General features: G+C 46.4%; 2 protein-coding genes. Both read right to left on the reverse strand.

Annotated features, from left to right (window positions below; genetic code table 11):
- Nucleotides 1-21 precede the first annotated feature (21 nt).
- Complete coding sequence (locus OCV50_RS22130; protein ID WP_261905400.1) at nucleotides 22-15,252, reverse strand: VCBS domain-containing protein; 15,231 nt, start codon at nucleotides 15,250-15,252, stop codon at nucleotides 22-24.
- Nucleotides 15,253-15,524: 272 nt separating this feature from the next.
- Nucleotides 15,525-15,794: a hypothetical protein gene (locus OCV50_RS22135; RefSeq protein WP_261905401.1), complete on the reverse strand. Its 270-nt coding sequence runs from the start codon at nucleotides 15,792-15,794 to the stop codon at nucleotides 15,525-15,527.
- Nucleotides 15,795-16,781: the final 987 nt, after the last annotated feature.

Consider the following 16,781-nt stretch of genomic DNA (forward strand, 5'->3'; position numbering starts at 1 on the left):
TTAATGATTAGTCACCAACCATTAGTTATTTGGATCTATGTCTGGTAGTCCATCTACGTCGTTGTGATGATGGTGCTCATCATCTTGGTTGTGGTTATTGGCGGCATCATGGTGTTCAAGTGCATCCGACATATCTAAATGCGTTTGATCGTAATTTGCAGCATGTTGTTGGTCAACTTGTGCAAGCACTATGTCCATGTCAGCAGGCTGATCGTGCGTGGTGCTGGGCGATGCATTTGGCTGAATACCTAGGGCATCCAAATAAGCCGCAGCACCATGGTGATCAGTTTTCTGGTCTGGCTCCTGATGAGCATGCTGAGATAAATCTAGAGAAGTGTCTTCACTTACTGTAAACGTGAAGTCCTCGTGAGAGGCGATCTCTGGCTCGTCATGCTGAACTGGTGGTGGTGGAGGTGGAGCCGGGTGAGATGCATGGACAATAGGAGTTATCGTCATATCAACAACCTCTGTCCCAACCGTAAGTTTGCCACTATGTCCCGGGCCATGGCTGAGTATCTGAATGTTTACATGGGCGACAACTTCATCTTGATTTGTCCCTTGCAGGGCTATTTCAAATCGGTCTTCATGCTGACCGATACCTGAAGCGCTGCCATGAGGGCCTGTGTGCACTTGAGCCTGTTCTTGGTAGTGTAAGTCACCAGTTTGAGGGTCAATGGTTAATGTGCCATATTGCCCATGATGGCTTGTTACATATTGCCCGTTAGCTAAGTGGATTCGCCAGCCGCTCTGTGTTGTTGGTACCGGAGTCAAAGAAGGTAATAGTGGTGGCACACCAAGTGTACCGGATACGTGGTGGCTTCCCGATGGCGGTCTGACAATGATTGGCTCTGGTATAGCGCTCGCTGCCACACCCTGGCTACCCGCTGTATTGCCATGTTCGTCAGTCATGGTTGCTTGTACATGTTCACCTGGAAGTACTTCGATTTGTAATCCGTGTTGTAAGATGTGTGCATCGAGCACGTGGTCTTGGCCATTGACAACCAGGTGCTCACCGATTTTGGCATCACTAGGAGGCGTAATCGTTGCTGTGACTGTATTTGGGTGCCCTTGGGCAATTTCTGCCTTACTATAGAGTCCATCAGGTCCAGGGTTTTCAAAGGTAATTGTCGGTAGGTTAACCAGTGTATCGACGTGGTAAACTACGTCCGTAGTGGCTTGAGCGCTATTCCCAGCGGTATCTGTTACCGTTATTGATGCTTCAATTTTTTGGTCTGCATCGGCAGTGAGTTCACTGCCAGGTATGGCAATGGAATAATGTCCTTTAGTATCTACTGCGCCAGTATGCTTCACCCCATTTACATTTAATGTAACGATGTCGCCGGCATGAAAATCGCCTGACACTGATCCCGTGATATCAATAGATCCGTTTGATTCTTGAGCATTAATTACATTATCGGTAGTGATTGTATCTGTGTGAATACCGATGTGTACTTGTGTATCTATATGAACAGAAAGAAGCGAAGATGTAACCGGTAACACTGAGGAAGGGGCTAGTGCTTTGGCAGATAGGTTATGATCGCCGTCTGATAAACTGCTTGTCGAAACACTATATTGGCCAGACGCATCAGACACCGCGTGTCCAACAGGTGTTGAACCATCGTAAATCGTGACTTTCGAGAAGGGAACATCTGTGTGTCCGGTGATGGTTGGTGTACTGTCTTGCGTGAGGTTATCTGTATCGGAAGTACCAGAATCACTAGACGCTGCTAAATCGACGGTGACTGCATTATTTGGCGGAGTGTTTGTCCCAGTTGGTAAACTTGGTTGTGTGGTCGTTACCAGTGGATTGGAAGGCACAGAGGTTGAAATGGTCGGTGATTGTCCTGGCACAACTGAAACATGACCGTTGGCATCAAAAGTGATGAATTTCGAATCTTCAGTATGGCCGTCACTCACTTTTACTTCAAACACGTCGCTGCCGTGGTATGTGTGTGTCGCCGTGTTATAACTCATTCCAGCTACCGAACCATTGGTTGTGTATACATACGCGCCCGAATCTGGGTCGACCGATAGCGAACCGAATTGCCCCGTTGCATGGACAACAGAGAATGTATGAGTATCGCTCACGTCAACATCTGTTTCTGTTAATGTGCCCGTAGTCGATGAGGTTTGGCTAACGCCTAGAATCGGTGCGTCGTTGGTGCCGTGAATGGTTATCTGAATTACTTTTGACGTACCATCAATAGTGTTTACTGTCACCGTCTCTTGAAGCGTATCATGCTCTCCTAGTGCATTTACTGCTGGATTTGTAGAATCAAGGTGGAATGTCCAGTAGCCATTTTGGTCAATTGAGAGATCGCCAAAATTATGTGCACTCGCGATATGACTTTGTGCCCAAAAACCACTCTGTCCATAGTCTTTATCATCAGCATTAAGAGTTCCAGAAACAGTAGTTTGAGCGTCTTCGTAAACAGTGCCTGTACTTTGCCCAGTGATTACTGGGACATCCTGGGTTCCAGTGATCGTCACTTTTATCACATGCGCTGTACCGTCCGCACTATGCACAGTAAATACATCGGGAGTTGTTTCTCCTTGATGTAGAGATTGAATACGAGGATTAAGCGAATACGTCCAATGGCCAGATGCATCTATGGTATAGGTGCCAAGTTGGGTTGAACCTGATGTCGCTGTAAAATGAGCTTCTCCACTATCTGGGTCTGTAACTGTGAGGCTTCCAGATGTTTGTAAGTGCGCATCTTCTGTTACTGATCCAGAGTCAATACCAGTGATAGTAGCAGCATCGCTAACCGCATCGATATGTAATGTGTTAGTTGCTTCGGCAGAGTTGGCATGTCCGTCATTAACGGTAAATTTAAACTGAACGTCACCGTTAAAGTCTAGGGCAGGGACAAACTGAAGCTTGGCGATATCGGAGGCAGAAATACTCTGACCTGTGGTGACATCGTGTCCATCGAGAACGAACTTACCTTGAGCCGCTGGTGGCAGGTCAGTGATCGCGATTGAATGAAGCGTATCGCCAGTGTCGACATCATTGAAACCGAACTGACTCGCCTGCATTTGATAGTGTGTATCTTCCGTGCCATGGGCAAGAGTAGTTGCCGATACGGTTGGTATATCGTTAGTTCCTACGATCTTAATATCAATAATATGATAATCACCCCCAACAGTATGCACGTTGTATTGGACATGCTCCTCTTGCCCTGCAGCTAATTGCTGAATTTGACTGTTGTTAACGGTATACGTCCAAGAGCCATCTTTGGATATATGAAGACCACCGTGAACGCCACTGTTAAATGGATCATGACGTTTACCCACATCCGTTGAGAATGCAGATTGGTCGTGGTCAGGATCGAGGGCACTTAGCTTACCTGATATCATTTCGACAGGCGTTGAAGAGCTGTCTTCATGTACATCGGGATTCGACATAACAGATATTGTTGCCGTATCACTGCTGCCTTGCACTAACACTTCAACATGTTTGGTGGTAGTTGAGCCGTCAGTAGATGTTGCTGTGATATCAAAGCCCTCTGCTTTGGTTTCACCTTGCTGCAGAACATTGGCCTTTGAGTGGTCTAAGTCATAATGCCATTGTCCATCACTATCCACATGAAGAGTGCCGTAAGAACCAACAGAGTTACCTGCAGTAAAGGTGACGGAATCTTTACTGTCGGAATCGTGCGCGAGTAGGGTGCCTGAAATAGAGGTAACCTTGTCCTCTACAGCCGTTCCCAATGCGGCCGTTAGTGCGTCAGGTGTATCAATAATTACATGATCATCGGTGCCTAAGATTTTGGCTGTCAGCGGGATCTGTGTTCCATCCGCGGTGATTAAAGTGATCGTATCAGTCAATGATTCGCCATGACTCAGTGATTGAACTTCAGTATGACTATTGTCCGCACTGTAGCTCCATTTATCGTGGCCATCGGTTGAATGAGTGAAGTTGAAAGTACCGTGGACACCTGCAAGGTTCATCGCGAAGTTTGCTGGTACCGTGTGCTTAACACCATTGACCTCTATTTGAGTAACTTTCGCTTCGGATGGCGAGTCAATATCCTGAATATCAAGGTTTTTCCAATCTGACCATAATTCATTGGTGCTCGTCCCTGATTTTAGGTGCTCTTCAGTTACAAAGTTGGAGGCGAGTGTTGATTGCAATGTGGCAGCATCATTACTCGGTAACAGCGTGATAGACGCGCCAGTATGAGTAACCCCACCATGAGCATCTTTGACGTCATAGGTGAAGTGAACTTGGCCGTTGTAGTTCTTATTTGGTGTGAAGGTATATGTGCCGTCTTGGTTGTCGACGATAGTACCGTGATCAGCATGCAAATTAGCGATAGTGAGCTTACCTGCATCGTTGGCATCAACGTCTACAGTATTGGCTAATAGTTCGGTTGTAGTTATGGTTTGCGCGAGATCTTCTTTCCCGCTGTTGAGTTGCACTTCAGAAGAGCAGTACGGGCGGTCATTATCGCCATGAATGGTGATATGAATGTCGTGAGTGGTACCATCAGCCGATCTGACGGTCACAGTATCCGTTATCGATTCACCTTGACCAAGATGATCAATTTTCCTCCCTGTTGCGTTTTGGCCGATGGAAGCGTAGTAGCTCCAATCTCCGTTACTCTGAAGTATCACATGTCCGTGTGTACCTTGGTAAATGCCTGTTTGAGCATGGCTTTCACCAGAATCCGGGTCAACTATGTTTAGGTGACCATCAGTGTGTATCTCATCGTTCCATATCTTACCGACGTTTCCATGCATATGATCTGGTGAACGATCATCGACGTAGCCGCCAGACATAGAGCCGTCTGGCGCTGTATAGGTATGTCCTTCATGAACATCTCCCGTATCGCTGCCAGTGAACTGTGCAACATCACTAACCGCGTCAATATGCAGAGTGTTGGTTGCTTCTTGTGAATCGACATGTCCATCATTAACCGTGAACTTAAATTGAACATCACCGTTAAAGTCTGGGGCAGGGACAAACTGAAGCTTAGCGATATCGGAGGCAGAAATACTCTGACCTGTGGTGACATCGTGTCCATCGAGAACGAACTTACCTTGAGCCGCTGGTGGCAGGTCAGTGATCGCGATGGAGTGTAATGTATCGCCTGTATCGACATCGGTGAATCCGAACTGACTCGCCTGCATTTGATAGTGTGTATCTTCCGTGCCGTTGCTGAGCATCACCTTGGTGACAGTCGGAGCGTCGTTGGTTCCGACGACATCAATATTTAAGTCGTAAGCAGTACCATCGAAGCTGTGTACTCGATAGGTCACCGTTTCAACTTGCCCTTGTGCTAGGTGTTGAAGAGCTGCGTTATCGACGCTATATCCCCAATTACCCGCACTGTCTATTCGTAACATTCCACCGAATGGATCGTGAACGGCTGTTTCACCAAATTGGCTGTACTGGAATTTGTCTTCACCGCTGTCTGGATCAATAACTTGTAGTCGCCCGTTAGCGAGTTCAGTTGTAACGCCGGCATTGTGCCTGTTATGTGCCCCATCTTCAGTCACATGGTCAGTTGTCACTTCTGAAATGATAGCGCCGTCTGGGGTAGCAGTCAGTGTGGTAGATGCCCCTGTATGAGTCACACCGCCATGTGCATCTGTGACATCATAGCTAAAATGAACTTGGCCGTTATAGTCTTTGGTTGGTTGGAAAGTAAAGGTGCCATCTTTATTGTCAATAATGACACCGTGGTCTGCGACTAAATTGGCAACGCTGAGATGACCCACATCATTATGATCAATATCGGTGGTATGTTGGAGAAGTTCGGTTGTAGTGAGTCGAATATCGTGGTCTTCAATACCTGGGGCTAGCTTTACTTCTGCCGAGACAATTGGGGCGTCGTTGGTGCCATGTACGGTGACTGTTAACAACTGACTGGCCGTACCATCTTTAGAGTGAACGGTATGAGTTTCGGTGTATGATTCGCCAGCCCCTAAGTGTTGTACTTCATCGAGAGAATTATCAATTTTATAACTCCAACCGCCGTCCGCATTGATTTTGAATTGACCGTTATGAGCGGTGTTTATCGTTTCAGGCTGTAAATAGGCATCATCGTGGTCAGGGTCCACCACCTTTAGTCGGCCTCCTGCATAAAGGTGTGTACTACTTGCATTGACAAAATGTTCTTCATAAACATGCTGACTTGCAGGTAATAAATGAGGCATTTGTATATCGATGCGAGCGTTATTGTCTTCACCATGAATTGTTACTGTAATGATTTTGGTTTGGCCATCGGTGGTTTGAACTTGATATTGGTCAGTAAGTGTCTCGCCCTGTTTTAAAGCTGCGATTCTATCACTTGCATGATGGTTTCTGGCCCAGTCCAGGGAGTAGGTATAGGTCCCGTCAGGCCAAACATACAGCTCGCCATAATTCTGAGCGCCATAATGGAAGTTACCAACAAACTGAGTGTGGTCTCCGGTATCGGGATCAACCAGATGAAACTGTCCTTTAATATCTGCTAAATGGTTATATGTGTGCAGCGCTTGGCTTTCTGTAATATCAATGGTGGACGACTGGAGTTGGGCTTTATCGTCGGTCCCGATCACAGTGATGGTAGCCGTTGCAGGGGTTTGCCCTCCATGATTATCTTCTACCATGTAATGCACGGAAATGTCTGACGTTTGCCCTGCACTTAAATGTTGAAACGCTGAACTATGACTGTCAATAATCAGAGAATGACCGTCTGGGGCAATACTAACACCAATAGGAAGTGGTCCAGTGTGTCCTTCAAAAGTAACTTGAATTTGACTAATGGTTAATGGGTCGCCATCTACATCCGTTGCACTTCCAAGTAAGTCTACAGCGTGATGTGAGTCTGTATCTTCGGTTACGCTATCGATAACAGGAGTGGCGACAGGACTATCATTAACAGCCGCTAAAGAGGTCGTTGCCCCTGTGTGAGTAACCCCACCATGCGCATCTTTCACATCATAAGTGAAGTGAACTTGGCCATTGTAGTTCTTATCTGGCGTGAAGGTATATGTGCCATTTGTGTGTTCAATGATTGAGCCATGATCGGCATGCAGATTCGCTATACTGAGTTTGCCTATATCGTTATGGTCAACATCAATACTATTGGCGAGCAAATCCGCCTGAGTAAGGGTTTGTGGTAAATCTTCTTTGCCTGAATTAAGTTGGACTTCACCAGAAACATAAGGTGCGTCATTGTCGCCATGAATGGTGACCACAATGTCATGGGTTGTGCCATCTTTGGTTTGTATCGTGATGGTATCGGTTAGAGTTTCACCAGCACCCAACTTGTCGATGGTTGAGCCTACGGTTGTACTAGCACCTTTCTGTTGCCAATCCGTTTGGCCCGCCGCAACAGCATACTCCCAGTGCCCATCACCACGTAGTAATAAATGCCCATATTGGCCATGATAAGAGTAAACTCCGCCCTTGGTATCGAAGATTGCTTCATTCGTATCAGGATCGACGATAGATAATTGACCTGAGGTGGTTAATGCATCATGACTAATCTTGGACGTACCAGGTTGCGCATAGTCGGGTGACATATTCTGACCGGCTTGATTTTCATGCACATCGCCATAGTCAACACCTGCAACCTTAGCGGCGTCATTAGTACCGGTAATCACAATTTCTAGGTTTTGTGTTGCGCTGGCACCATGCTCATCGGTTACCGTCACCGGAATAGTTAGAGTTTGAGTTTGACCTTGTGCAAGTGATTGATAACTCGCGTGGGAAGGCTCAAAGCTATAGCTACCGTCGGCGTTGAAGGTTAATCCATCGACGGAATTACCTATAGAGTAAGTCAGTGACGCGCCATGGTCGACGTCTTGTCCAACCATCTGCCCTGATAACAGCGAATCATCCTCGTTAACAGAGTGATGCTGAGCGGTTAAAGTCGGAGCATCATTGGTGCCATGTATATTCACTTTTATAGTGAACGGAGTGCCATCTTGCGACTTTACCACGCACTCATCAGTGATGGTTTCACCCTGTTTCAGGTTCTGTACTAATGGCTGATGATCTCGAATGGTGTAGGTGTATCGACCATCCTGCATTATCAAGATATGGCCACCGAGCTTGGTGTCATAACCAATGCCTTGGTAGGTCTGTGGGCCTAAGTTAATATCAAACTGAGCTTCCCCTTTATCAGGGTCAACGATATCCAGTTTGCCATTGAAATGGAGGTTGTCATGGGTATCGATGTAATAGCTATCTTCAGTCACACCGCCTTTATGGTTATCCGTAGCGGCATAACTGATTAGGGCGTTATCTGGAGTTGCGGTTAGGTCGAACTTAGCCTGAGTGCTGACGCTGCCACCATGGCCGTCAACTACATCATAGGTGAGTCGAATCTCACCATTGAAATCTTTATCCGGCGTGAAGGTATAAGTGCCGTCTTTGTTGTCAGTCAGGTTACCATGTGTGGCTTGGAGATTTGCCACGTGCAATACATCGCTTCTATCCACATCGCTTGCATGTGTTATTAAGTCTGAAGCCTTGATAGTTACGGGTTGATCTTCTTTGCCCGCAGGAAGCTGAGTCCACGCACTGACAATTGGTTTGTCGTTACTACCTTGTACATCGATAACGATTTTATGAGGGACTGTTGCTCCTGCTGAATCGGTAGCGGTGATCCAGAATGATTCCGATTGATGTTCACCTGCCGCGAGCTTATCTGCAGCACCACCGGTTGAGTTGTCGAGCTGATAGTGCCAATGACCATGCTGATCAATCGACAGCGTTCCCCACTGGCCTTGTGGTTGCGTGATTGCCCATGTAATGGTATCGGACTTATCTAAATCAGTTGCTACTAGATCCCCAGTCGCATCGGGGGTTCCTGCTGTGTTCAAACCTTGTTCGATCACTGCACCACTTGAGGTTCCTGAGATAGTAGGGCGGTCGTTGGTACCGTTGATTGTAACTTTGATGGTGGAAGGTGTGCCATCAACAGACGTTACCGTGAAAGTTTCTTCGACCTTATCGCCGACATTGAGTTGGTTGAATGCACTGTTGGCGGTAAATACCCAATGGCCATTAGCATCAATGGTTAGGTTGCCGTGTGCGCCAGTGATCGAATCCGGCGTAAAGTTGTTATCTGGGTTATCAACATCGGTACTGGTTAGGACGCCCGAAGTGGTGATTGCTTTATCAGTCTCGTTAACGGAGACAGTAGCACTGCTCACCGTCGCCGCGTCATTAGTACCGTTAATGGTCACCTTGATCGTGGATGGTGTGCCATCAACAGACGTTACTATGAATGTCTCTTCGACCTTGTCGCCGACATTGAGTTGGTTGAAGGCGCTGTTGGCGGTAAATACCCAATGACCATTGGCATCAATGGTTAGGTCCCCGTGAGTTCCAGTTATTGAATCCGGTGTAAAGGCGTTATCTGGGTTGTCGATATCAACACTAGTAAGAGTGCCCGAAGTAGTGATTGTGGAGTCAGTCTCGTCAACGGAGACAGTAGCACTGCTCACCGTCGCTGCATCATTAGTACCGTTAATGGTCACGTTAATCGTCGATGGTGTGCCATCAACGGAGCTCACCGTGAATGTCTCTTCGACTTTATCGCCAACATTGAGTTGGTTGAATGAGCTGTTGGCAGTAAACACCCAATGCCCATTGGCATCAATGGTTAGGTTGCCGTGTGCTCCAATGATCAAACCCGGCGTAAAGGCGTTGTCTGGATTATCAACATCGGTGCTATTGAGGGTGCCTGAAGTGGTGATTGCTTTATCAGTCTCGTCAACGGAGACAGTAGCACTGCTCACCGTCGCCGCGTCATTAGTACCGTTAATGGTCACCTTGATCGTGGATGGTGTGCCATCGACAGACGTCACCGTGAATGTCTCTTCGACCTTATCGCCGACATTGAGTTGGTTGAATGCACTGTTGGCGGTAAATACCCAATGGCCATTAGCATCAATGGTTAGGTTACCGTGTGCGCCAGTGATCGAATCCGGCGTAAAGTTGTTATCTGGGTTATCAACATCGGTACTGGTTAGGACGCCCGAAGTGGTGATTGCTTTATCAGTCTCGTTAACGGAGACAGTAGCACTGCTCACCGTCGCCGCGTCATTAGTACCGTTAATGGTCACTTTTATGGTGGATGGTGTGCCATCAACAGAGCTCACCGTGAATGTTTCTTCGACCTTATCGCCAACATTGAGTTGGTTGAAGGCGCTGTTGGCGGTAAATACCCAATGGCCATGGGCATCTATGGTTAGGTCGCCGTTAGCTCCCTTGATTGAATCTGGCGTAAAGGCGTTATTTGGATTATCGACATCGGTACTGGTTAGGGTGCCTGATGTTGTCACAGCTTTGTCTGTTTCATCAACAGCCACAGTAGCACTGCTGACGGTCGCTGCATCGTTAGTGCCATTGATGATCACTTTAATCGTCGATGGTGTGCCATCAACAGAGCTCACCGTGAATGTCTCTTCGATCTTGTCGCCGACATTGAGTTGGTTAAAGGCGCTGTTGGCGGTGAACACCCAATGTCCATTGGCATCAATGGTTAGGTCACCATGTGTGCCTGTGATGGAGTCTGGCGTAAAGGTGTTATCTGGGTTGTCGACATCGGTACTGGTTAGGGTGCCAGAGGTTGTTATTGCTGTGTCTGTTTCATCAACAGCCACAGTTGCGCTGCTTACGGTCGCGGCGTCATTGGTACCGCTAATGGTTACCTTGATCGAGGATGGAGTTCCATCGACAGACGTTACTGTGAATGTCTCTTCGACTTTATCGCCAACATTGAGTTGGTTGAATGCGCTGTTGGCGGTAAATACCCAATGACCATTGGCATCAATGGTTAGGTCGCCGTGGGTTCCAGTTATCGAATCCGGTGTAAAGGCGTTATCTGGGTTGTCGACGTCGGTGCTGGTTAGGGTGCCTGATGTTGTCACCGCTGAGTCAGTTTCGTCAACGGATATAGTTGCACTGCTGACGGTGGCTGCATCGTTGGTGCCGTTGATAGTGACTTTGATGGTGGAAGGTGTGCCATCAACAGACGTTACCGTGAATGTCTCTTCGACCTTATCGCCAACATTGAGTTGGTTGAATGCGTTGTTGGCGGTAAATACCCAATGACCATTGGCATCGATGGTTAGGTCACCATGAGTTCCATTGATTGAATCTGGTGTAAAGGTGTTATCTGGGTTGTCGACATCGGTACTGGTTAGTGTGCCTGCAGTCGTGATTGCTTTATCAGTCTCATCGACAGCGACAGATGCGCTGCTGACCGTCGCTGCATCGTTAGTGCCATTGATGATCACTTTAATCGTCGATGGTGTGCCATCAACAGAGCTCACCGTGAATGTCTCTTCGACTTTATCGCCAACATTGAGTTGGTTGAAGGCGCTGTTGGCGGTGAAGACCCAATGCCCATTAGCATCAATGGTTAGGTCGCCGTGAGTACCTGTGATCGAATCTGGCGTAAAGGTGTTATCTGGGTTGTCGACATCGGTACTGGTTAGGGTGCCCGAAGTTGTGATTGCTCTATCAGTCTCGTTAACTGCCACAGTTGCACTGCTGACGGTTGCGGCATCGTTAGTGCCGTTAATGGTCACTTTAATCGTCGATGGTGTGCCATCAACAGACGTCACCGTGAATGTCTCTCCGACCTTATCGCCGACATTGAGTTGGTTGAAGGCGCTGTTGGCAGTAAACACCCAATGACCATTGGCATCAATGGTTAGGTTGCCGTGAGTTCCAGTTATTGAGTCTGGCGCAAAGGTGTTGTCAGGATTATCGACATCGGTACTGGTTAGGGTGCCAGACGTTGTCACAGCTTTGTTTGTTTCATCAACAGCGACACTGGCACTGCTTACCGTCGCGGCATCATTGGTACCGTTGATAGTTACCTTAATCGTCGATGGTGTGCCATCGACAGACGTTACTGTAAATGTCTCTTCGACCTTATCGCCGACATTGAGTTGGTTGAAGGCACTGTTAGCAGTAAATACCCAATGACCATTGGCATTAATGGTTAGGTCACCGTGAGTTCCAGTTATTGAATCCGGCGTAAAGGCGTTGTCAGGATTATCGACATCGGTGCTGGTAAGAGTGCCTGTAGTGGTGACTGCTTTATCAGTCTCGTTAACTGCCACAGTTGCGCTGCTTACCGTCGCGGCATCGTTGGTGCCGTTGATAGTGACTTTGATGGTGGAAGGTGTGCCATCAACAGACGTTACCGTGAATGTCTCTTCGACCTTATCGCCAACATTGAGCTGGTTGAATGCACTGTTGGCAGTGAACACCCAATGCCCATTGGCATTAATGGTTAAATCACCATGTGTACCTGTGATTGAATCCGGTGTAAAGGCGTTGTCAGGATTATCGATATCGGTACTGGTTAGGGTGCCAGACGTTGTCACAGCTTTGTTTGTTTCATCGACAGCGACAGATGCGCTGCTGACGGTCGCGGCATCGTTAGTGCCGTTAATGGTCACTTTAATCGTCGATGGTGTGCCATCAACAGACGTCACCGTGAATGTCTCTTCGACCTTATCGCCGACATTGAGTTGGTTGAAGGCGCTGTTGGCGGTAAATACCCAATGGCCATTAGCATCGATGGTTAAGTCACCATGAGTTCCCGTGATCGAATCTGGCGTAAAGGCGTTGTCTGCGTTATCGACATCGGTGCTAGTGAGGGTGCCTGAAGTGGTGACTGCTGAGTCAGTTTCATCAATAGCCACAGTTGCACTGCTGACGGTTGCGACATCATTAGTGCCGTTAATGGTCACCTTGATCGTGGACGGTGTGCCATCAACAGACATCACCGTGAATGTCTCTTCGACCTTATCGCCGACATTGAGTTGGTTGAAGGCGCTGTTGGCAGTAAAGACCCAACGCCCATTGGCATCAATGGTTAGGTTGCCGTGTGTACCTGTGATCGAATCTGGCGTAAAGGTGTTATCTGGGTTATCGACATCGGTACTGGTTAGGGTGCCTGATGTTGTCACAGCTTTGTCTGTTTCATCAACAGCCACAGATGCACTGCTGACGGTTGCGGCATCGTTAGTGCCGTTAATGGTCACCTTGATCGTGGATGGTGTGCCATCAATAGACGTTACTGTGAATGTCTCTTTGACTTTATCGCCGACATTGAGTTGGTTGAAGGCGCTGTTGGCGGTAAATACCCAATGCCCATTGGCGTCAATGGTTAGGTCACCGTGTGCGCCAGTGATTGAATCCGGCGTAAAGGCGTTGTCTGCGTTATCGACATCGGTACTGGTTAGGGTGCCAGACGTTGTCACAGCTTTGTTTGTTTCATCAATAGCCACAGCTGCACTGCTGACGGTGGCTGCATCGTTAGTGCCGTTAATCGTTACCTTGATCGTAGATGGAGTGCCATCGACAGACGTTACTGTGAATGTCTCTTCGACCTTATCGCCAACATTGAGTTGGTTGAAGGCGCTGTTGGCGGTGAAGACCCAATGCCCGTTTGCATCGATGATTAGGTCGCCATGAGTTCCAGTGATTGAATCTGGCGTAAAGGCGTTATCCGGATTATCTACATCGGTGCTGGTTAGGGTGCCCGAAGTTGTGATTGCTTTATCCGTTTCATCAACAGCAACAGTTGCACTGCTTACCGTCGCGGCATCGTTAGTGCCGTTGATAGTGACTTTTATGGTGGATGGTGTGCCATCAACAGACGTCACCGTGAATGTCTCTTCGACTTTGTCGCCGACATTGAGTTGGTTGAAGGCGCTGTTGGCAGTAAACACCCAATGACCATTGGCATCAATGGTTAGGTTGCCGTGAGTTCCAGTGATTGAATCTGGCGTAAAGGCGTTATCCGGATTATCTACATCGGTGCTGGTTAGGGTGCCCGAAGTTGTGATTGCTTTATCCGTTTCATCAACAGATATAGTTGCACTACTGACGGTTGCTGCATCGTTAGTGCCGTTGATAGTGACTTTTATGGTGGATGGTGTGCCATCAACAGACGTCACCGTGAATGTCTCTTCGACTTTGTCGCCGACATTGAGTTGGTTGAAGGCGCTGTTGGCAGTAAACACCCAATGACCATTGGCATCAATGGTTAGGTTGCCGTGAGTTCCAGTTATTGAGTCTGGCGCAAAGGTGTTGTCAGGATTATCGACATCGGTACTGGTTAGGGTGCCAGACGTTGTCACAGCTTTGTTTGTTTCATCAACAGCGACACTGGCACTGCTTACCGTCGCGGCATCGTTAGTGCCGTTAATGGTCACTTTTATGGTGGATGGTGTGCCATCTACAGACGTTACCGTGAATATATCTTCGACCTTATCGCCAACATTGAGTTGGTTGAATGCGTTGTTGGCGGTAAATACCCAATGACCATTGGCATCTATGGTTAGGTCACCGTGAGTTCCATTGATTGAATCTGGTGTAAAGGTGTTATCTGGGTTGTCGACATCGGTACTGGTCAAGGTTCCGGAGGTTGTTATTGCTTTATCAGTCTCGTTAACGGAGACAGTTGCACTACTGACGGTCGCGGCATCATTGGTACCGTTGATAGTTACCTTAATCGTCGATGGTGTGCCATCAACAGACGTTACTGTAAATGTCTCTTCGACCTTATCGCCGACATTGAGTTGGTTGAATGCATTGTTGGCGGTAAATACCCAATGCCCATTGGCATTAATGGTTAGGTCGCCGTGAGTTCCTTTGATCGACTCTGGCGTGAAGGTGTTATCTGGGTTATCGACATCAACACTGCTAAGAGTGCCTGATGTTGTCACCGCAGAATCTGTTTCATCAACAGACACAGTAGCACTGCTAACTTTTGCCGGTGCATTATTTGTAGTTGTTGGGTTGAAGGGGATATGGGGTGTTTGGGTTGCCTGATTACTAGGAGTAATAGTTACTGGAGATTGGTTTGTAGAGTGCCCAAAATTGTGACCCATTGAGTGGCTATGTGTTGACATGTGGTGAGAAGAAGTAAGAGGGGTGTTGTCTTTACTCGAATCTCTTTGTGTATGCTCCTCTCGAGATAATGTAGAAAGGTTATCGGGATTCGACAGGGCTTCTACTTTTTTATGCGAATGATCTATATCCGTTGGTTCGCTTGAATCGTCATTGGTATGAGGAACTAAATCTTGTATCGCGCTCGCTTGTGTGTCTGATGGCTTAAAAAGCAAAGAAGGGAGAATTAGCATTGGGTTGTTAGGTAAAAGTGTTCTAACCCTAGATATAGAGAACAGCTTTATATTTTTTTTCTTACTCTTACTTGGTTTGTGATCTGTTTTAAACTTAGTTGACTGCTTGTCATCAAGAGCCTTTTTATTAATCATTTTCTTTTCCATAAACCTAACCTAACCATCCACATATCTTTTTGATTAAAGTACAGGAATCGTGATTTTTCTACTTTAAGCTAGCTTTTTGAAAGGTATTTAGAACTTCACCAAATTTTGCTGAAAATGCCAAAGATAAATATTCAAAAAAGGGAGGGTTCTACGTTTCTCATGCAGACTTTAGCGTGCAATGTTATAGCGATTAGCAGTTGATATATTCTCTGAATTTAGTCTTTTTTGGGTTGGTTTTTCGTCTGCGGGTACATTCGAAATTAGTAATGATTAATATCGATAGCATCTTTAGATTTGAATTCACCATTTATCAGACAGTAAACGACTTGGTGAATCACACTCGGCTCAGATCCTAGTTGGTGGTGAGAGATATTTACTTCCCAATAAGTATCCATCGTTGATATTTTTGTTGAATCTACGTTGACGAGAGCATCGTTCGTTTTATCGAAGTACTTATGTGTCCAACGGTAGGTTTTGGTACCAGCAACAACAGCGATAGGATAGTTCGGCACATTAAGATTTTGCGCCACTCCGGTGTCATCTGTCGTTAGAGATTTAGGAACTTCTCCAAGCCATCTAGCCCAGAACTTTTTACTGTAGTGATCGGCAACTTCTCTGCCTGATTAGGAGTTCATATCATTACAACTCTGCCTAACCTTCCTTCTCGTTCTAATACATCGTCTGTTTCAAGGTGATGACGGAAGAGCAATCTGTCTAGTGAGTTCCCACTTGGTGCACCTTTGGCTAAGCCGTGAACAATCACAACCAAATCGGATTTCGTGTTGTTGGAGTACTATATTGATGTGATGGAGCATGCTGTTATCAAGGCAATAGACCTCATAGACAAACAATGTATTCCAGCTTTCATCGTTGCTCATTCTAAATCAAATTAAGGAGTATCGATGGCTACTTTTGCATGGGTTCAACTAAACACAACACCATATTTTTGTTGGATTTTTATCTTATAGGTGTTGGTCTCATAAATGATATTGTGATTATTTTATAATTTAGATCTGTATCACAAAAAGTGGTCAGTCCAACCTTTGGCTAGTTTTAATTTTAGTCCTATTCAATAGTCAACTTGCTGCATTTTAACTGTTGATGTTGGTCACATTTTCTATTTTATTTACATAAATTTACACGTTGGGGTTATTGTGGCGTGGATTTATCGGTATGAGTAACTGGTTAGATATTCATTTTAGTTATTAATGAGATGACTATTTTTTTCGTATGACGACTCGCCATAAGCGGTTACTAGCAGATTTTCAACAGCCTGGGTGACTAAATATTCACTTTTGTGTTTTTTTATGCAAAGTAAGGGCCGGGAGGAATCGTAAATTTATGTCAACAATACTAAGGTCAACAACCATTTTGATTCATTTGTTTTTGTAATCGATTTCATTAACACATAAATGGTGTTAATGCTCTATTATTTATCGAGATAGCCACTGTTTACACGCTTGGTTTCATGCCAGTCCATTGATATTAGTACTTTGGAACGGTATGTTCTGCTTTTG

The sequence above is a fragment of the Vibrio fortis genome (assembly GCF_024347475.1).
GTDB classification, from domain to species: domain Bacteria; phylum Pseudomonadota; class Gammaproteobacteria; order Enterobacterales; family Vibrionaceae; genus Vibrio; species Vibrio fortis.